The sequence below is a fragment of the Nocardioides alkalitolerans DSM 16699 genome, from assembly GCF_000426525.1.
GTDB lineage: Bacteria > Actinomycetota > Actinomycetes > Propionibacteriales > Nocardioidaceae > Nocardioides > Nocardioides alkalitolerans.
Map to the genome: position 1 here is coordinate 715131 of NZ_AUFN01000010.1, position 19482 is coordinate 734612.

At 72.9% G+C, this 19482-nt stretch carries 15 protein-coding genes; 1 reads left to right on the forward strand and 14 read right to left on the reverse strand.

The annotated features are described in order from the left end of the window. Positions 1–68: 68 nt before the first annotated feature. The 12 genes from K329_RS0104110 to smc all read right to left on the reverse strand — a co-directional run bounded on the left by K329_RS0104110 (position 69) and on the right by smc (position 17444). Positions 69–1892 (reverse strand): ABC transporter family substrate-binding protein, encoded by a 1824-nt coding sequence (locus K329_RS0104110; RefSeq protein WP_043641974.1) that lies wholly within the window; start codon positions 1890–1892, stop codon positions 69–71. Between the two features lie 223 nt (positions 1893–2115). Beyond that, positions 2116–3195: an amidohydrolase family protein gene (locus tag K329_RS0104115; RefSeq protein ID WP_028472071.1), complete on the reverse strand. Its 1080-nt coding sequence runs from the start codon at positions 3193–3195 to the stop codon at positions 2116–2118. A gap of 57 nt (positions 3196–3252) precedes the next feature. After that, positions 3253–3621 (reverse strand): hypothetical protein, encoded by a 369-nt coding sequence (locus K329_RS0104120; protein ID WP_028472072.1) that lies wholly within the window; start codon positions 3619–3621, stop codon positions 3253–3255. 33 nt (positions 3622–3654) lie between these two features. Next, positions 3655–5217 carry a signal recognition particle protein gene (gene ffh, locus K329_RS0104125; RefSeq protein ID WP_028472073.1) on the reverse strand — a complete coding sequence of 521 codons (1563 nt, stop codon included), beginning with the start codon at positions 5215–5217 and terminating at the stop codon, positions 3655–3657. 128 nt (positions 5218–5345) lie between these two features. Continuing rightward, positions 5346–7583, reverse strand: a complete 2238-nt coding sequence (locus K329_RS24455) for a [protein-PII] uridylyltransferase (protein WP_043641976.1) — start codon at positions 7581–7583, stop codon at positions 5346–5348. 136 nt (positions 7584–7719) lie between these two features. Continuing rightward, complete coding sequence (locus K329_RS0104135; RefSeq protein ID WP_028472074.1) at positions 7720–8058, reverse strand: P-II family nitrogen regulator; 339 nt, start codon at positions 8056–8058, stop codon at positions 7720–7722. 2 nt (positions 8059–8060) lie between these two features. Further along, positions 8061–9422 (reverse strand): ammonium transporter, encoded by a 1362-nt coding sequence (locus K329_RS24460; protein WP_052336328.1) that lies wholly within the window; start codon positions 9420–9422, stop codon positions 8061–8063. A gap of 228 nt (positions 9423–9650) precedes the next feature. Then, positions 9651–11834, reverse strand: a complete 2184-nt coding sequence (locus K329_RS0104145) for an acyltransferase family protein (RefSeq protein ID WP_084540969.1) — start codon at positions 11832–11834, stop codon at positions 9651–9653. A gap of 6 nt (positions 11835–11840) precedes the next feature. Further along, positions 11841–13019 (reverse strand): signal recognition particle-docking protein FtsY, encoded by a 1179-nt coding sequence (gene ftsY / locus K329_RS0104150; protein WP_028472076.1) that lies wholly within the window; start codon positions 13017–13019, stop codon positions 11841–11843. Positions 13020–13078: 59 nt separating this feature from the next. After that, the gene (locus K329_RS0104155) at positions 13079–13273 is read right to left on the reverse strand and encodes a hypothetical protein (RefSeq protein WP_028472077.1); all 195 of its coding nucleotides are present in this window, start codon (positions 13271–13273) and stop codon (positions 13079–13081) included. 95 nt (positions 13274–13368) lie between these two features. Further along, positions 13369–13830, reverse strand: coding sequence for an acyl-CoA thioesterase (locus K329_RS0104160; RefSeq protein WP_028472078.1), 462 nt, complete (start codon positions 13828–13830; stop codon positions 13369–13371). Next, on the reverse strand, positions 13827–17444 hold the full coding sequence (smc, locus tag K329_RS24465) for a chromosome segregation protein SMC (protein ID WP_043641978.1): 3618 nt from the start codon (positions 17442–17444) through the stop codon (positions 13827–13829). The genes K329_RS0104160 and smc overlap by 4 nt, the downstream gene beginning before the upstream one ends. Before the next feature lie 177 nt (positions 17445–17621). On the opposite strand from smc, the gene K329_RS24470 reads away from it, so the two are divergent. Continuing rightward, complete coding sequence (locus tag K329_RS24470) at positions 17622–17810, forward strand: hypothetical protein (RefSeq protein ID WP_043641980.1); 189 nt, start codon at positions 17622–17624, stop codon at positions 17808–17810. A 37-nt stretch (positions 17811–17847) separates the two neighbouring features. On the opposite strand, the gene K329_RS0104175 is transcribed toward K329_RS24470, so the two are convergent. Together K329_RS0104175 and K329_RS0104180 are read right to left on the reverse strand one after the other, a co-directional pair. After that, complete coding sequence (locus tag K329_RS0104175) at positions 17848–19095, reverse strand: MFS transporter (RefSeq protein ID WP_028472079.1); 1248 nt, start codon at positions 19093–19095, stop codon at positions 17848–17850. 74 nt (positions 19096–19169) lie between these two features. Continuing rightward, positions 19170–19373 carry a hypothetical protein gene (locus tag K329_RS0104180; protein ID WP_028472080.1) on the reverse strand — a complete coding sequence of 68 codons (204 nt, stop codon included), beginning with the start codon at positions 19371–19373 and terminating at the stop codon, positions 19170–19172. Positions 19374–19482 lie beyond the last annotated feature (109 nt).

Below are 19482 nucleotides of genomic sequence, written 5' to 3' on the forward strand. Positions count from 1 at the left end.
GCCGCCGGTCGTCGACCGACGGCCCCCGATCACGGTGCTGCAGGGAGTGTGTCGTCAGGGACGACGGGTCACTCCGGAACCGACCAGTTCCAGTAGCCGTAGAAGATGGTCGGGTTGAGCGGAGCCGGCTCGACACCCTCGAGGCGGTCGGTGTTCCACGCCGCGACGGACGGGAACTGGAACAGCGTCAGACCGTAGGCAGCGTCGAACAGGATCGTGTCGATCTGCGTCTGGATGTCGATCTGCTCGTCCTCGTCGGTCGTGACCGCGAGCTGGTCGAACAGGGCGTCGACCTCGGGGTCGCTGAAGCCGTTGAGGTTGTTCAGACCGCCCGTGCCGAAGGTCGCCTGCGACTCCGTCACGGCCGTCGACGTGGACTGCCAGCCGAAGTACACGGCGTCGTACGTGCCGTCGCCCAGCTTGGAGCCCCAGTCGGCGTTGCGGGCGTCGACCAGGTTGAACCCGGCCTCGGCCAGCACCGGCTGGATGATGTTGAAGATGTTGTCGCGACGGACGTTGTCGGCGGCGAACATCGTGCGCACGTCGATCGGCGCGGTCACGCCGGCCTCGGCGAGGATCGCCTGGGCGGCGGCCGGGTCGGACTCGGAGTACTGGTCGGAGCCGTTGTCCGCGATGATCTCGTCGTAGCCGGGCGCACCGGGCGTGATGAGCTGCGAGTCGCGCACCTCGGCACCGTCCTGGAGCGGGGCGATGAGGCGGTCGATGATGTCCTGGCGCGGGAGCGCGGTCAAGAAGGCCTGGCGCACGGCGAGGGCGGTCGCCTCGTCACCACCGTAGGTGGCGGGGTCGAACGGACCACCGTTGTTGAACACCAGGTCGAGGTGCTCGTACGTGCCCTCGACGCCGGTCTCGAGCTCGACGCCGTCGATGCCGCCCAGGGCGTCGACGATGTCGGTCGTGGCCTGCGGGCCCATGAGGTCGACCTCACCGTTCTCCAGCTGCTGGACCTGGGCGTTCGGGTCCTCGTTCCAGGAGACGGTCACGGTCTCGATGCCCGCGGGGCGCTCGCCGGTGTAGCCGTCGTTCGCCTCCAGCGTGGCGTACTGGCCGTCGACCATGTCGGTGAGGACGTAGGCGCCGTTGGAGAGGTAGAGCGACGGGTCGTCGGGCAGCTCGGTGAAGTCGTAGCCCGAGTTCCAGAAGTTCGCGATCGGCGAGAGTGCCGCGGCGTCCTCGGTGGTGATGGCGTCGACGAGCGCGTCCTTCGCCTCCTGCGGGTCCTCGATGTCGAGGGCCTGCATGGCGGTGACGTGGGCGGGGACACCGACGTCGAGCTGGACCTCCCAGTCGGCGAAGGGCTCGCTGTAGGTGAGGGTCAGCGACTTGCCGTCCTCCGAGATCTCGGGGATGTCGGTGAAGCCGAGACCGGCCGAGGAGCTGTCGAAGAAGACCGCGCCGTCGTCGAGCACCGGGTAGTTGCTCTCGTCGCGCTCGACGGCGTCCGCCTCGACCGTGTTGACGACACCGGAGCCGGCGGCCCAGGCGAGGAGCAGGTCGGAGGCGTCGACGGGCGTGCCGTCGGACCACTCGACGCCGTCGGCGATCGTGTACTCGACCGTCAGCGGGTCCTCGCTCAGCAGCTCGTACGAGCCGAACGACTCGTCGGCGATGAGCTCCTGGTTGGCGTCGTAGTAGTTCAGGCCGGAGTTCATCAGGTACAAGATGATGGAGTTCGCCGTGGCGTTGCCGTTCGACGTGTCCGAGTTGTACGAGTAGAACGGCTGGTTCCAGCCCACCGTGATGGAGGTGTCGGCGTTGCCGCCGTTGCCGTCGCCGTCACCGCCGTCCTCGTCCTCGGGCGGGGCGCACGCCGCGAGCGCGGCGGCCAGTGCAACCGCTGTCGCGGCCGCGGTGATTCTCCTGATCTTCACGAATCCTCCAGATTCATACGTCGTGTCGGCGCACCCCACCCCCGCGGGTGGGACCGAGTGGCGCCACGCCGACGGACGCTAACCGCAGGGGGGCTCGCGGCACACCCCCCGAGCACGGTCTAGACCTTCATCGTTACCCAAGTGAGACGTCCCGTGGCCTGGGCAGACGGCGGGAAGACGTACGCCGCCGCGACCGCACCGGGAGACGATCGTGGCGCGCATCTCAGGAGCCGGACACGACCGTCCCACGGAGGACGACGGCCGCCGGGGCCCACAGGGTGGCGAGGTCGGCCACGGGATCGGCCCGGGTGACGACGAAGTCGGCGGGTGCTCCCTCGGCCAGCGTCGGGGCGTGCCCGAGCCACTCCCGCGCGCGCCACGAGGCGGCGGCGAGGGCGTCGTGCGCGGGGAGCCCCAGCGCCGCGAGGGCGACGATCTCCCCGACGAGGTTGCCGTGCCGGGCACGGCCACCGCCGTCGGAGCCGGCGTACATCGGCACGCCGGCCTCCCAGGCCCCCATCAGGGTGTCGCGGCGCCGCACGTGCAGGTCGGTCATGGTCGAGGCGTACGCCGGGAAGCGCGGCGCACCTGCGGCCGCGTGCGCCGGGAAGAGGTCGAGCTGCATCACGGTCGGCACGAGCGCCGTGCCCGCGGCGACCATCTGCGTCACGAGGTCCGGGGTCAGCCCGGTGCCGTGCTCGATGCAGTCGATGCCCGCGTCGACGAGGCCGGGCAGCACGTCGTGGCCGAAGCAGTGCGCGGTGACCTTCGCACCCTCCTCGTGGGCCGCCGCGATCGCGGCCGCGAACGCCTCCGGCGGGAAGGAGGGGCTGAGGTCGCCCGTCTCCCGGTCGATCCAGTCCCCCACCAGCTTGACCCAGCCGTCGCCCCGGCGGGCCTCGAGGCGCACCTGCTCCACGAGACCCTCGGGCTCGACCTCGGCGGCGTACCCCCGGATGTAGCGCCTCGTGCGGGCCACGTGGCGTCCGGCGCGGATCAGGCGCGGCAGGTCGTCGCGCTCGTGCATCCACGACGTGTCCAGCGCGGAGCCGCAGTCACGGATGAGCAGGGCACCGCCGTCACGGTCCAGGAGCGCCTGCTCCTCCGCCTCGGCGTCGGTGACCGGTCCGTGCTCGTCGAGGCCGAGGTGGCAGTGCGCGTCGACCAGCCCCGGCACGATCCAGCCCTCGGCGGCGGTCTCGGCGCCCGGCTGCGGCTCGTAGGTGACGTGACCGTCGACGACGTAGAGATCGCGCGCCTCTCCGTCGGGAAGGACCGGACCCCGGAACCGCAGCGCACCCATGGGGTGACCGTAGCGACCCCCGTCACACCGCGCGAGCGGCCCCTGCCGGGTGGCCGGTCAGAGCTGGTCGAGCAACCAGGTGGGGCTGAGCCCCACGGCGCCGGCACCCTGCACCCGGGCCAGCAGCATGCGGTCGGCGGAGACCACCGCCGTACGGTCGCCGCGCTGCGCCGCGGCGCGCGCCTCGGCCACGATGGTCTCGTCGCCGGCACCCTTCGCGTGGACGGTACGCACGTGGGCGTCGCGCCCGGCCCTGACCCCGCCCTTGGCGCCGCCCTCGAGCACGAGCACCACGACGTCGTAGTCCACGTCGGCCACCATGAGGGCCTCGTGGAGGCGGCGGGCCGCGCCCGCGCGGTCCTTCCACCAGCCGTCGGGGCGGCTGCCGACGACGTTGGCGCCGTCGACGACCAGGACGGAGCTCACCGCGGGCTCACCGCAGGACGACGGGTCGGGCGGTCACTTCAGGAACTTGGCGAAGTCGCCCGGCAGCTCGAGGGCCTCGGCGGCCTTCTGGTAGTCGACGCCCTCACCGCTCGGGTCGCCGAAGGGGTTGCCGGGCTGGGCCGCCTTCTCCTTGTCGGCCTTCGCCTGCAGGGCCGCCTTCGCGGGGTTGCCCGACACGCGCTTGCCCTTGCCCTTCTTGGGGGCCTGCTTCGCCTTCGCCCGCTTGCCGCCGGCCCCGGGCATCCCGGGCATGCCCGGCATCCCGGGCATCCCGCCGCCCCGGGCCATCTGCACCATCATCTTGCGCGCCTCGAAGAAGCGGTCGACGAGCTGGTTGACGTCGGAGACCTGGCGGCCGGAGCCCTTGGCGATGCGCGCCCGGCGCGAGCCGTCGATCAGCTTCGGGTTGGCCCGCTCGGCCGGCGTCATCGACTGGATGATCGCCTGGATGCGGTCGATCTCGCGCTCGTCGAAGTTCTCGAGCTGGTCGCGGAACTGCCCCATGCCGGGGAGCATCCCCATGATCTTCGAGAGCGAGCCGAGCTTGCGCACCTGCTGCATCTGCTCGAGGAAGTCGTCGAGGGTGAAGTCGCCACCGCTGAGCTTCTCGGCGGCCTTGAGGGCCTGGTCCTGGTCGAACGTCTTCTCGGCCTGCTCGATGAGCGTCATCACGTCGCCCATGTCCAGGATCCGGCCCGCCATGCGGTCCGGGTGGAACAGGTCGAAGTCGGTCATCTTCTCGCCGCTGGACGCGAACATGACCGGCTTGCCGGTGATGGACGCGATCGAGAGCGCGGCACCACCACGGGCGTCACCGTCGAGCTTGGTGAGCACCACGCCGTCGTACCCGACGCCGTCCAGGAACGCCTGCGCCGTCGTGACGGCGTCCTGGCCGATCATCGCGTCGACGACGAAGAGCACCTCGTCGGGCTGCACGGCGTCGCGGATGTCGGAGGCCTGCTGCATGAGCTCGGAGTCGACGCCGAGACGGCCCGCGGTGTCGACGATGACGACGTCGTACAGCTTGCGGCGCGCCTCCTCGATCGAGGCCCGGGCCACGCTGACGGGGTCGCCGACGCCGTTGCCGGGCTCGGGCGCGAAGACCGGTACGCCGACGCGGCCGCCGTTGACCTGCAGCTGGTTGACGGCGTTGGGGCGCTGCAGGTCGCAGGCCACGAGGAGCGGCGTCTTGTCCTGCTCCTTGAGCCACAGCGCGAGCTTGGCGGCCAGGGTCGTCTTGCCGGCGCCCTGGAGGCCCGCCAGCATGATGACGGTGGGGCCGCTCTTGGCGTAGCGGAGACGACGGGTCTCGCCACCGAGGATGGTGACGAGCTCCTCGTTGACGATCTTGATGATCTGCTGGGCGGGGTTCAGCGCGCCGCTGACCTCGGCGCCGCGGGCCCGCTCCTTGACGGCACCGACGAACTCCTTGACGACGGGCAGCGCCACGTCGGCCTCGAGCAGCGCGATCCTGATCTCGCGCGCGGTGGCGTCGATGTCGGCGTCGGAGAGTCGGCCCTTGCCACGCAGGTTCTTGAGGGTGGCGTTGAGCCGTTCGGAGAGAGTGGCGAACACGTCGGTCAGTCCTCGGCGGGTCGGGAGAGGCGCGGGGGCCCCACGATGTGCGGCCGGGCGTCACGCCCGACCCGCCAAAGACTACGTCAGGGCTCCGCTCGCGATGACCCGACCGCGACCGTCGCCCCTCAGGCGGTGGTGGCGCGCAGGATCTCCCGCAGCGCGTGGGCCGCCTGGGAGGCGCGCTCGTCCGACAGCACCCCGGCCGCGTCCTCCTGGACGTAGAAGACGTCGACGGCCTGGGGCCCGAGGGTGGAGATGTGCGCCGAGCGCACGGAGATCTCGAGGTCGGCCAGCGTGCGGCACACGAGCGCCACCACACCGGGCCGGTCGTCCATGCGGACCTCGATCACCGTCGCCGTGGCCGACGCCTCGGGACGCACGACCACGGTCGGCTCCAGCCGCGACGTGACCTGGCGCGCGATGCGCTCGCGCGGGTCGAGACGGCCCTCGGCGATGGCGGCGACCTGCTGGCGCAGCAGCGCGGCGTCGACCTCGCCGTCCGGGGTCTCCCACACCGAGACGGCGTAGCGGTCCTGGGGCCAGGCGCGCGCCGCCCGGACCGGGATGCGCTGCACCGCCAGCGCCGCCGCGACGTCGGCCAGCACGCCGAAGCGGTCGACGGCGATCGCGGTGATGCGGGCGCCGTCGTCGGTGCGCTCGACCTCGACCGAGACCGCCCGGTCGTCGGCGCGCACCTCGGCCGGCACCGCCCGGTCCGCCTCCTTCATGCGCGGCGCCCGGGTGCCGGTCGCGCGGGCCAGCAGCACGGCGAGGGTACGGCGGGCGAGCTGTCGGATCAGCCCTGCGCGCCACGTCGACCAGGCCTTGGCCGAGGCCGCCTTGCAGTCCGCCTCCGTCAGCGCGGTGAGCAGCGAGAGCATCTCGGGCGAGGTCACGTGCTCGGCGACGAGCGCGACGGTCGTGGGGTCGTCGGGGTCCCGGGTCGTGGCCGTCTCCGACAGCAGCAGGTGCCACCGGACGAGGTCGCCGACCAGGTCGACCTCGTCGGGCGCGAACCCGATGCGGGTCGCCACCTCACGGGCGATCGGCTCCCCCGCCACGCTGTGCTCCGTGAGCCCGCCCTTGCCGATGTCGTGGAGCAGCGCCGCGACCATGAGCACGTCGGGGCGCGCCACGTTGCGGATGAGGGCGCTGGCCTCGATGCACGTCTCGACGACGTGCCGGTCGACGGTGAACCGGTGGATGACGGACGCGTGCGGCAGGCTCCGGATCCGGCTCCACTCCGGCAGCAGGCGCTCGACCACGCCCGTCTCCTCGAGCGTCTCCCAGACCTCCTGGAGGCCCCGCCCGGAGGCGAGCAGCCGCACGAGCAGCTGGCGGGCCTCGGCGGGCCAGGGCACGGGCAGCGGCCGGGACTCCCGCGCCAGGCGCGCGGCCGTCGCCGGCGCCAGGAGCAGGTCGCGCTCGGCGGCCTCGGCGGCCGCTCGCAGCACCAGCAGCGGGTCCTCGTCGGGGCGGGCGCCCTTGTCGAGCACGACCTCGGACGAGGCCAGCGCGACGCCGGGCGCGATGCGCTCCAGCCCCGGGGTGCGGGGGCGGGTCGGCACCGTCTCCTGGGCGAGCACGGCGTCCACCCGGCGCCAGGTGGTGAGCGAGATGTGGTCGATGCGGCGGCCGATGTCGCGCACCCGCACCTGGGCGGCGACGGCGTCCGGCACGTCGAGGCGACGGGCCAGCTCGTCCCAGACCTCCGGACCCACCCGGTCGGCCGCGCGACCGGCGATGTCGTGCACGAGGTCGCGCACGTCGAGCAGCGCCTGGCGGCTGCGCTCGAGGTCCGCGTGCGGGATGTCGACGAGCCAGGTCGCCACGAGGGCCTTGAGGGCGGTGGCGTCGCGCAGCCCGCCCTCGGCCTCCTTGAGGTCGGGCACCGTCATGTGGGCCAGCTCGCCGACCAGCTCGTGCCGCGCCCGGGTCATCCGGCGCAGCTCGGGCAGCCGCTCCTTCGCGCCCCGGCGCCACTCGGCGAAGATCATGCTCCGCAGCCGCAGCGTCAGGTTCGGGTCGCCCGCGAGGTGACGCAGGTCGAGCAGCCCGGTCGCGACCCGGAGGTCGGCCCGAGCGGCCTCGAGGGTCTCGTCGGTCGTGCGCACCGAGTGGTCGATCTTGGCGGCCGCGTCCCAGAGGGGGTACCAGATCTTCTCCGCCAGGTCGCCGATCTCGGTGGTGGCGTCGTGCACGAGCACGACGTCGAGGTCGGAGTACGGCGCGAGCTCCCGGCGGCCGTACCCACCCACGGCGACCAGCGCCACCCCCGTGTCCCCTCCCCCGGTCTCGAGGTAGGCACGGGCACAGAGCTCGTCCGCCTCCGCCGTGCGCGCAGCGCGCTCGGCGGCGGTCATCCGACGACCAGGACCTGCACGGACCTCACCCTTCCCACGGTGGCGGGGACCCGCGTCGTACGACCCCCCCGGACAGCACACCGCCCGGCCGTCGACGACGGCCGGGCGGTGTTGATGACGCGTGTGACGACGGACCTCAGATCGCGGCGGCGTCGCGGTCGCCGGTGCGGACCCGCACGACGGTCTCGATGCCGGAGACCCAGACCTTGCCGTCGCCGATGCGACCGGTCTGCGCCGTCTTGACGACGATCCCGACGATGTCGTCGGCGTCCCCGTCGTCGACCACGATCTCGATGCGGATCTTGGGCACGAGCGCGATGTCGTACTCCGCGCCGCGGTAGACCTCGGTGTGGCCCTTCTGACGGCCGTAGCCGCTGACCTCACTGACGGTCATGCCGGTGACGCCGAAGGTCTCGAGGGCCTCGCGGACGTCCTCCCACTTGTGCGGCTTGATGACCGCGGTGACCAGCTTCATGCTCAGATCCCGTCCTTCTCAGTCGTAGGAACCGTACCGGTGCGGCCGCCGACGGCGCCGGCCAGGTCGTAGCCGGACTCGCCGTGCTCGGAGCTGTCGATCGCGTTCTCCTCGTCGTCCTCGTCGACGCGCCAGCCGATGACCACCTTGATCGCGAGGGCGATCACGAGGGTGATGATGCCCGACCAGAGGATGGCGAAGAGCGCGATGGCCGTCTGGACGACCAGCTGCTCGATGCCACCACCGTAGAAGAGGCCGGTGCTCGTGCCGAGGAAGCCGATCGCGATCGTGCCGACGAGACCACCGACGAGGTGGACGCCGACGACGTCGAGCGAGTCGTCGAAGCCGAACTTGTACTTCAGGCCGACCGCCAGGGCGCAGAGCGCGCCGGTGACGAGGCCGAGGATGATCGAGCCGACCGGGCTGAGGGCGCCGCACGCGGGGGTGATGGCGACCAGGCCGGCGACGACGCCGGACGCGGCACCGAGGCTGGTGGCCTTGCCGTCGCGGATCTTCTCGATGACGATCCAGCCGAGGATCGCCGCGGCCGCGCAGACCGTGGTGTTGACCCAGACCAGACCGGTCTCGCCGGCCCAGTAGGTGCCGTCGTCCAGGCCCTCGGCCGGGATCCACGAGCCCACGTTGAAGCCGAACCAGCCGAACCACAGCAGACCGGCGCCGAGCATGACGAGCGGCAGGTTGTGGGGGCGCATGGGGCGCGTGCCGAAGCCGATGCGCTTGCCGATCACCAGGGCGAGCACGAGGCCCGCGACACCGGCGTTGATGTGCACCGCGGTGCCACCGGCGTAGTCGATCGGCGCCGTGTTCGCGCCGCCGTCACCCGAGAACAGCATGTCGGCCAGGCCGCCCTCGGAACCGCTGAGGAAGCCACCGCCGAACACCATGTGGGCGAGCGGGAAGTAGGAGAACGTCACCCAGAAGGGGACGAACACGAGCCACGCCGAGTACTTCACGCGGTCGGCGATCGCGCCGCTGACCAGCGCGGTGGTGATGATCGCGAACGTCATCTGGAAGCCGACCGTGATCAGCGCGCCCGAGCCGTCCTCGCCGAGCGCACCCTGGACGCCGTCCAGGCCGAACTGGTGGAACGGGTTGGCGAAGAGCATCGCGATGTCGCTGCCGCTCGCGTTGGCGCCGAGCGTGTCGCTGTAGGACATCGAGAAGCCCCACAGCACGTAGATCGGGGCGATGATGGCCATCGCCCCGAACGACATCATCATCATGTTGAGAACGCCCTTGGACCGCGTCATGCCGCCGTAGAACAGCGCCAGACCCGGCGTCATGAGCAGCACCAGCGACGCCGCCACCAGGACGAAGGCCAAATAGCCTGTGCCGAGCTCCATCAAACCTCCAGTTGCATCAACGGTGACGCAGGGCCTGGACGACGTCACTGTCGTCCCTGACTCGGACCCCGGTCATTCGGGTGCAACCCTCGGACCCCGAGGTTTCCTGGCGGCCCCGGGTTTGTTTCGGCCAGGCAACACGACTACCGGTGGTGTTACTTTCCGATGAACGGAGCCTGAGAGGCGGCTGATCGGGCCCGTGCGGGGAACGTGACGCGGCCGGGCAGGTCAGGGACGGTCGTCCCGGGCCTCGTTGATCGCGGCCTCGACCCGGTCGATGACGAAGGGCGAGAGCGTCCGGACGAACGTCTGGGTCATGTGGCTGACGTCCCGGTAGACGACCACGTTGCCGACGACCGGCGAGCAGTCGACGTCGTCGCAGAGGAAGTCGCGGATCGTCACCAGGGCGCTGCCGGGGGTCTGCTCGACGGCGGCCGACAGCGCGTCGTACCCGGCGAACGCACGCTCCAGCGGCAGGGCGCACTCGTCGGCCCCCCGCACGCCCTCCCGCTCGACGCACTGCACGATGTCGGGGCGGGCCAGCGGGTTGTCCTGGAGCGCGACCACGACGGAGCCCCGCTCGATCTGCGACTCCCAGGCCTGGCGGACCGAGTCCACCGTCGCCTCCTCGGCCGTCTCCCCCGGGCCGGGGTCGACGAGGCTGCCGATCTGCAGGCTCGTGGTGAGGATGACGTCGTAGGGCTCGACGGACGCGAGGTGGTCGGCGATGTTCTGCTTCCACGTCGTGCACTCCTCACGGCGGGCGCCGTTGAGGTCGGCCTGGGGGCGGAGGCTCCAGGAGCACCCCGCTCGCCCGGTGACGTCGATCTCCCAGTCCAGCTCACGCGCCATCTGCTGGTAGGTGGGGAGGTAGACGTTGTTGTGGGAGTCGCCGATCGCGAGCACCCGCAGCGTCGGCTCGGCGTCGTCCGGGGGCCCGAGGGTGCAGATGGCCGGCTCGGTCTCGCCGTACGGCGCCCAGCACGGCGGCTGGTTGTAGTCGTCGTCGGCCGCCGACGACGGGTCCGGCACCAGGATGTCGTTCAGGTCGGGGCAGCCCTCGGTGTCGCCGTCGACCGCGCCGGCGCCGAGGCACGAGTAGTCGCCCCCGACGACGAGCTCCTCGGCCTGCTGCTCCAGCGACCGCCGCTGCGCCTCGGCGAGCTGGCCGCCGCCGACCGCGAGGCCGGCGACGAGCACGGTGCAGGCCAGCATCCAGGCGCCCACCACCTTGACGGGACGGCCGCCCCCCAGCAGGCGCGGCGAGAACCGCACCGGGTCCTCCACGAAGGTCGTCGAGACCCAGGCCAGCACGAGGGTGACCACACCGATCGCCAGCTTCTCGACCGTGGTGAGCTCGCGCTCGGTGACGTAGGGCAGCAGGATGATGAGCGGCCAGTGCCAGAGGTAGACCGCGTAGGAGATGTCGCCGACCCAGGTGACCGGTCGCAGGCGGCTCGCGAGCGCGATCGGCCCCGTGTTGACGGCGGCCAGCACCGCGAGGGTGCCCACGACCGGCAGGGCCGCGGAGTATCCCGGGAACACGGTCCCGCCGTCGTACACGACGACGGTCACCAGGATCGCCGCGGCGCCGCCCCAGCCCAGGATCGTGCGGACGACCCGGTTGACGGGGGCCGCGACGCAGGCGAGGAGGGCGCCGCTGAGGAACTCCCACGCCCGCGTGCCGGTCGAGAAGTAGGCGACACCGGGCTCGGCCGAGGTCAGGTGGACCGAGTAGGCCAGGCTCACCGCCGTCACCAGCAGCAGGACGGGGAGCACGAAGACGCGGGCCGGCACCCCGGTACGACGGATGGCCACCGCCACCAGCGCCAGGAGGAGCGGCAGCAGGATGTAGAACTGCTCCTCGGTCGAGAGGGTCCAGTAGTGCTGGATCGGCGACGGGGCATCACCCTGCGCGAGGTAGTCGACGGACTTCGACGCCAGGACCCAGTTCTGCACGTAGAAGGCCGAGCCGACCACCTGGTCGAGGACGCCCCGCCGCTGGCTGAGGGGCACCACCACCATCGAGACCGCCGCGACGACGAGCAGCACGAGCAGCGAGGCCGGCAGGAGCCGCTTCGCGCGGCGTGCCCAGAAGCGCCCGAGGCGGATGCGCCCGCTCGACTCCAGCTCGCGCAGGAGGTGGCTGCCGATCAGGAAGCCGGAGATGACGAAGAAGACGTCGACCCCGACGAATCCGCCGGTCAGGCGGTTCGGCCAGAGGTGGTAGAGGAGCACCGACCCGACGGCCACTGCTCGCAGGCCCTGGATGTCGGGACGCTGGTCGCTCGCCCTGACGTGCGCTCCGGCCGACCTCCGCGGGCCGCCGCCGGAGCGCACGGCGGCGGGCGCCGGCGCGGGGGCGCGCCGAGCCGCGCGTCCGGTGGTGGCGCGGTGGACTGCTCGGGCCACGAGGTATCAGCCCAGCAAGGCGTCGACGAACGCACCCGCGTCGAACGGCGCCAGGTCGTCCGGGCCCTCGCCGAGACCGACGAGCTTCACGGGGACGCCGAGCTCGCGCTGCACGGCGACGACGATGCCGCCCTTGGCGGAGCCGTCGAGCTTGGTCAGGACGATGCCGGTCACGTCGACGACCTCGCTGAAGACCCGGGCCTGGATCATGCCGTTCTGGCCGGTCGTCGCGTCGAGCACGAGGAGCACCTCGGTGACGGGGGCCTGCTTCTCCACGACCCGCTTGACCTTGCCGAGCTCGTCCATGAGGCCGGCCTTGTTCTGCAGGCGGCCCGCGGTGTCGACGACCACCGTGTCGACGCCGTCGGCGATGCCCTGCTTCACGGCCTCGAACCCGACGCTGGCCGGGTCGGAGCCCTCGGGGCCGCGCACGACGGGGACACCGACCCGCTCGCCCCACGTGGCCAGCTGCTCGACGGCGGCCGCACGGAACGTGTCGGCCGCGCCCAGCACGACGGAGCGGTCCTGGGCCACGAGGATCCGGGCGATCTTGCCGACGGTGGTGGTCTTGCCGGCGCCGTTGACGCCGACGACGAGGACGACGCCCGGCTGGCCGTCGGCCCCGCTGACCTTGAGGGTGCGGTCCATGGTCGGGTCGACCAGGGCGACGAGCTCCTCGCGGAGCACGGCACGCACGTCGGCGGCGCTGGAGCCCTCGACCCGCAGGCGGGTGCGGAGGTTGTCGACGAGCTGCTGCGTGGGCGCGACGCCGATGTCGGCCGTGAGCAGCGTGTCCTCGATGTCCTCCCACGTGTCCTCGTCGAGCTTGTCGCGGGAGAGCAAGGCGAGCAGGCCGCGGCCCAGACCGCCCTGCGAGCGCGAGAGGCGCTGACGCAGCCGCACGAGACGCGACGCGGTGCCCTCGGGAGTGTCGAGGGCGGGGGCCGGGGCCTCGACCGGCTCGGTCGTGACCGGCGCGGCGCCGGACTCCGGCGCCACGACGCCGGCGGGCGGCTCGTCCTCGCTGGTGCGCCGCTCCTCGAGGATGTCGCCGCGGACCTCGTCCTCGGTCGGGAGGGCCGCAGCACCGCGACGACGCACGGTGGCGACCAGGCCGACGACGACCGCGAGGACGACGACGGCGAGACCGATGACCAGGAACAACCACTCACCCATGGCGCTCATCCAACCACTCGGGTGGTGCCGGGACGCGACCGGTCAGGCCACGCAGGGGTACGACGGCGTCAGCGACGCAGGTGCAGGTCCTCGTCCTCGGTGATCACCGGGAGGGCAGGCACACGCGCGCGCAGCCGGGCCACGACGGGGAACCGCTCGGTCTCCTCGGGTCCGGCGTCGTGCGACGCGAGGACGACGACGGCCGCGGCGATGAGAAGGATGACGATCATCGCGAGGACGACGAACAGCACGGGGAGCTCCACTTCGGGGACGAGAACGACACGGTTGTGCTTCTCATCGTGACACCCCGTCCAAGAACCCCCGCATCGGCGCGTGCGGCGCCCGACGCGGAGCGCTCTCAGCGCAGCAGCGGCTCGACCGCGGCGCGGATCTCGTCCGGGATCGGGGCGACGGGCCGCTCCCCCGCTCCCCGGGTGTTGTCGACGTACACGTGCACGAATCGACCCTCCGCCGCGGCCTCCTCCTCGGGTCCGCCGTCGGGGCCCTGGAAGAGACCGATGCGGTAGACGATGGACGAGGTGCCCACCTTGTCGACCACGAGACCCATGTCGATGGGCTCGGGGAAGCCGAGCTCGCGGAAGTAGCGGCACGACGTCTCCGCGACCAGCCCGATGCGAGGCAGCCTGCGGACGTCGGTGCCCGTGGCGTCGTAGAGGTGCGCGTTGACGGCCGTGTCGAACAGCTCGTAGTACGTCGCGTTGTTCAGGTGGCCGTAGGCGTCGTCGTCGCGCCACCGCGTGGTCACCCGTCGCCACGCGACGTAGTCGCCCCGTCGGGGTCGGTCCGGTCGCTCGCTCACGCCTCCACCTCTCGTGCCTCGCGCGGGCCGGTGGCCTCGCGCGTCCTGGTCGCCGGCTCCGCGTCGCGCAGCCGCTGGCTGATGACGGCCGAGACGCCGTCACCACGCATCGTGACGCCGTACAGCGCGTCGCCCACCTCCATGGTGCGTTTCTGGTGGGTGATGACGAGCAGCTGCGAGTTCTCGCGCAGCTCCTCGTAGATCTCCAGCAGCCGCCCGAGGTTCGTGTCGTCGAGCGCCGCCTCCACCTCGTCGAGGATGTAGAACGGCGACGGCCGGGCCTTGAAGAGCGCCACCAGGAACGCGACCGCCACCAACGAGCGCTCGCCGCCGGAGAGCAGCGAGAGCCGCTTCACCTTCTTGCCGGGCGGTCGTGCCTCGACCTCGACGCCGGTCGTCAGCATGTCGGACGGGTCGGTGAGCAGCAGCCGCCCCTCACCGCCCGGGAAGAGCCGGGAGAAGACGTGGTCGAAGGCGCGCTCGACGTCGAGCCACGCCTCCGTGAAGACCTGCTGCACGCGCGCGTCGACCTCCCGCACGATGTCGAGCAGGTCCTTGCGGGTGCGTCGCAGGTCGTCGAGCTGCTCGGTGAGGAACTGGTGGCGCTCCTCCATCGCGGCGTACTCCTCGAGCGCCAGGGGGTTGACCCGGCCGAGCTGGGCCAGCGCACGCTCGGCGGAGCGCAGGCGCTTCGTCTGCTCCTCACGCACGTACGGCGTGCCCGGCGCGGGCTCGGCCTCCTCGGCCCCGTCGGCGCCGGCGCCGGCGCCCGCCTCGGCCGGCACCAGCTGGTCGGGGCCGTACTCGGCGACCAGCGCGTCGGGGTCGACGCCCAGCTCCTCGATCGCGCGGCCCTTGAGCTGCTCGATGCGCATGCGCTGCTGGGCCCGGGCCATCTCGTCGCGGTGGACGCTGCTCACCAGCTCGTCGTGCTCGCGGCCCAGGTCGCGCAGGCGTGCCCGGACGGCGAGCAGCTGCTCCTCCCGCTCCTTGCGCGACTCCTCGACGCGGGTGCGGACGACGGCGGCCTCGGCCACGGACAGCTCGACCCGGGCGAGCACGACCTCCACCCCCGCCGCCACCGCGCGTGCGGCCTCGCCCTGGCGTCGTACGCGCTCGCGGCGCTCCGCGGCCCGGGCGCGCGCCTCGCGCTCCTGCCGCGCCGTGCGCAGGAGGCTGTCGGCCCGGCCGTGGATCGCGCGGGCACGCTCCTCGGCGGTGCGCAACGCGAGGCGCGCCTCCATCTCCGCCTGCCGGGCGTCGCGGGCGACGCCGGCCAGCTCCTCGCGGTCGGCGGTGTCGGGCTCCTCCTCGGGGGCGGCCTCGGCCCGGGCGAGGCGCTCCTCGAGCTCGGCCAGGCCCGTCTGCCCGGCCTCGCGCGCCTGCTCGGCGGCGACGATCGAGCGCTCCAGGCGCTCGGCCTCGCCCCGGGCGGACCGCGCCTGGGAGCCGTGCTGCCCCAGCTCCTCGGCGACCGCGGCGAGGGCGGCGTCGGACTCGTGGAGGCGGGCGAGCGCGACGTCCACGCGACGCTGCGCCTCGACCCGCTCGGCCTCGTCGGCCCGCAGCGCGAAGGTCAGTCGCTCGGTGGTGGCGACGGCCGCGGCGAGCTGCTCGGCCGCCTCGTCGACGGCGGCCTGCACCTCGATGAGGCTGGGCTGGGCCGACGACCCGCCCGAGGCCCAGTGGGCGGCGAGCACGTCGCCCTCGCGGGTGACGGCGACGACCCCGGGGAGGTCGGCGACCAGCGCCTGCGCCGCAGCCAGGTCGGCGACGACGGCGACGCGGTCGAGCAGGTGGTCCAGGGCGGCCCGGAGACGGGCGGGGCTCTCGACGACGTCGACCGCGTACGACGCACCGTCCGGCAGGGCGGGCCAGTCGCGGGGTCCGGCCTCGCCCCCGGCGAGCACCAACCCGGCGCGCCCGGCGTCGTCGGCCCGCAGGAGGTCGATCGCCGCCGCCGCCACACCGGGCCCGTCGACGACCACCGCGTCGGCCGCCGACCCCAGCGCCGCGGCCACGGCGGTCTCGAACCCCGGCCGCACGGTGAGCAGCGCCGCGGTCGACCCCAGGACGCCCTCGAGCCGGTCTCCCGCGGCGAGCAGCGCGCCCGCCGCGTCCTTGCGCGTCAGCCCCAGCTCGAGCGCCTCCTTGCGGGCGGTGAGCGCCGAGCGGGAGCGCTCCGCCTCCTGCAGCTCGGCCCGCTGCGCCGCGAGGCGCTCCTCGATCACGCCGAGGGCCTCCGCCGCGTCCTCGTGCTCCGCGTCGAGTCCCTCCTCCCCCGCGTCCAGGCCGGCGACCCGGGTCTCGAGGGCGGTGAAGTCGCGCTGGGCCCGCTCGGCCCGCGCGAGCGCCTCCGCGCGGGCCACGGTGAGGCGGCCCAGCTCGTCCTCGGCCGCACGGGCCCGGGAGCGGACCGCGCTGACCTGGCCGTGGAGCCGCGCCAGGCCCTCGCGCCGGTCGGCGGCGGCCCGCTGGAGCGCCACGATCCGCTTGTCCTCCGCGGCGGCTGCGTCCTCCGCCGTCGTGCGGGCCTCGACGCTGCGGGCGAGCGCCGCGGACTTCTCGGCGACCTCGGCGGTGATGCGGGCCTCGTTCTCCCGCACCCGCTCCGCCTCGGCCTCCAGCTGCTCCGGGTCGCGGCCCGAGGGCGCGGCGGGCTCGGTCTGGGTCGAGGTGCGGACCCGCTCGGCGGCCAGGGAGCGCGTGCCCTGCAGCCGGTCGCGCAGGCCGGCGAGCGCGAACCACGTCTCCTGGGCGGCGGCCAGGGCCGGCAGGTCCTCCCGCAGGGCGGCCTCGAGCGCCGCCTCGCGCTCGCGGGTCGAGGAAAGCTCGGCCGCGACCTCCTCCCGGCGCTCGACGAGCACCGACTCGTCGGCCAGCTCCTGCTCGAGCGAGGTGCGCGCGGTCACCAGGTCGTCGGCCAGGAGGCGCGAGCGGGCGTCCCGCACGTCGGCCTGCACGGTCGCCGCGCGCCGGGCGACCTCGGCCTGGCGCCCGAGCGGCTTGAGCTGGCGGCGGATCTCGGTGAGCAGGTCGTTGAGCCGCGTCAGGTTGCCGTCGGTGGCGTCGAGCTTGCGGAGCGCCTTCTCCTTGCGCTTGCGGTGCTTGAGCACACCGGCCGCCTCCTCGATGAAGCCGCGCCGCTCCTCCGGGGTCGCGCGCAGGATCGAGTCCAGCTGGCCCTGGCCGACGATCACGTGCATCTCGCGACCGATGCCCGAGTCGCTCAGCAGCTCCTGGACGTCGAGGAGCCGGCAGGCGGCGCCGTTGATCGCGTACTCCGAGCCGCCGTTGCGGAACATCGTGCGGCTGATCGTCACCTCGGCGTACTCGATCGGCAGGGCGCCGTCGGAGTTGTCGATGGTCAGCTGCACCTCCGCGCGCCCGAGCGGCGGGCGCCCCGACGTGCCGGCGAAGATGACGTCCTCCATCTTGCCGCCGCGCAGCGACTTGGCGCCCTGCTCGCCCATGACCCAGGCGAGGGCGTCGACGACGTTCGACTTGCCCGACCCGTTGGGCCCGACGATGCAGGTGATGCCGGGCTCGAGCAGGAGGGTCGTGGAGGACGCGAAGGACTTGAACCCCTTGAGGGTCAGGCTCTTCAGGTACACCGATGCTCCTCGCCGCCGCCGCACGTCCGGCCCGTCCGGGTCGGACCAGGCTAGTGCCCCGGGCGTGCCCCCGTGCCGAAGGTCACGACCCGGGCGGGCCCGTCGTCGTACTTTGGCAGGGGCCACCGACATCCTTCGCCCGATGTCGTCGTCCGCCCGGGCTGGGACGGTGGTGCCATGTCAGCGAACGCGCACCTCGTCCTCGGCCTCGCGCTGGTCGCCGCCGGCGCCGTCCTCGCCCTCGCCTTCGGCGACGCCGAGCTCGGCTGGTTCCAGGGCCGACCGCTCGGCGTCGTGCTCGTCGTCGTGGGACTGCTCGACCTCCTCGACGGCTGGCGCAAGCGACGCGTGGAGACGCCCGACTGACGGCGGGACCGGCCGGTGCGGGTGTCCGGTGCGGGTCTCAGTCCTCGTCGTCGGTGCCCGCGTGGGCGATCTGCGGGAGCACCCGCCAGATCAGCACGAGGATGACGGCCGAGCCGACGAAGCCGAACCAGAGCGTCGTGCGCACGTCGCCCACCTGGGCCAGCACGCCGCCGAGCACCGCACCGACGACGAGGCCGGCCTGCATGCCGATGAGGTAGACGCTGGTGACGCGGCCCTGGAAGTGGGCGGGCACGGCCCGCTGGCGCACGGCGGTCGACGTCGTGCCCCACACGGACGCCTGCACGCCGAAGGCGAAGAGGATGGCGAGGGCGACGGCCGGCGACGTGGTGAGCGCCAGGACCGCGTGCGTGGACGTCTCCACGACCAGCCCCACCCGCATGATCGAGCCGAGCGGGAACCGACGCTCGAGGGTGCCGTAGAGCAGCGCCCCGGTGATGCCGCCGACCGCCGTCGCCGCGGTCACCAGCCCGAACCCGATCTCGCCGAGGCCCAGCCGGTCGTGGGTGTAGATGACGAGCACGGACCACGTGGCCCCGAAGGTCACGTTGAACATCAGGATGGTCAGCGCCAGCGTGCGGACCGCCGCGTGGCCGGCCAGCCAGCCGATGCCTTCCCGCACCTCGTGCCAGACGCCCGTGCGGGCGCCCGGGAGGGGTGCGTCGCGCCGTACGGGAGGCAGCCGCAGCCGGGCCAGCTGCACCAGCACCAGCCCCAGGCAGACCACCTGGGCCGCCAGGGGCCAGGCCGTCCCGGCGACGAAGAGCGCGGCGCCCACGGGCGGGCCGGCGAGCTGGTTGATCGTCATCACGCCGACCATCACGCGCGAACCGGCGAGACCGAGGTCCTTCTTCGGCACGAGCATCGGCATCAGCGTCGCCATGGTGGTGTCGTTGAAGCACTCGGCCAGGCCCAGCACGAAGAGGGCGGCCAGCACCCCCGCGACGGTCACCAGGTCGGTCGCGACGGCCGCGAGCAGCACGGCCACGGCGAGCAGCCGCACCGTGTTGGTGACGAGGATGATGCGGCGCCGGTCGAAGCGGTCGGCGACCACACCGGCGTACAGGCCGACGAGCAGCCACGGCGCGCGCTGCACGGCGGCGGCGAGGGCGATGAGGAAGGCCTCGTCGGTGAGCCAGGCGATGAGCAGCGGACCCGCGGCGAGCATGATGCCGTCGCCGACGTTGGCGGTCCAGTAGGCGCCGAGGAGGCGCCGGAAGCCGGTCCCGAGCCGGGCCGGGGCCACGACCTCGATGATCCGCCTCACGAGGAGGGGACCCTACGGGGCCGGGCGGTGGTCGGACGAATCGATTTCCGTCCGACCGGCGGTGACGCGCTGCGTCAGGCGGGCTGCAGCTCGTCGGTGGTCTCGAGGTCGAGCAGGACCGCGGCCTGGGCGGCGGTGAGCTCGTCGTTCTCGACCTTGAGCCGCAGCACGAGCTGCTCCAGCTCGTTCACGCGGGACCGGAGGCGGGCGTTCTCCACCTCGAAGCGGGCAGGGACCCGCAGGTCGCTGTTCAGGTAGCCGATCAGCGCCTTGGCCATGACGATCCTCCGGGATCAGGAGAAGTGGTGAGGTGGCCCGGATCCGGACCGTCTACAAATGTCTCACCCGGGCCCGTCGGGGTCAATCCGACGCGTACGCCGGGCGCGG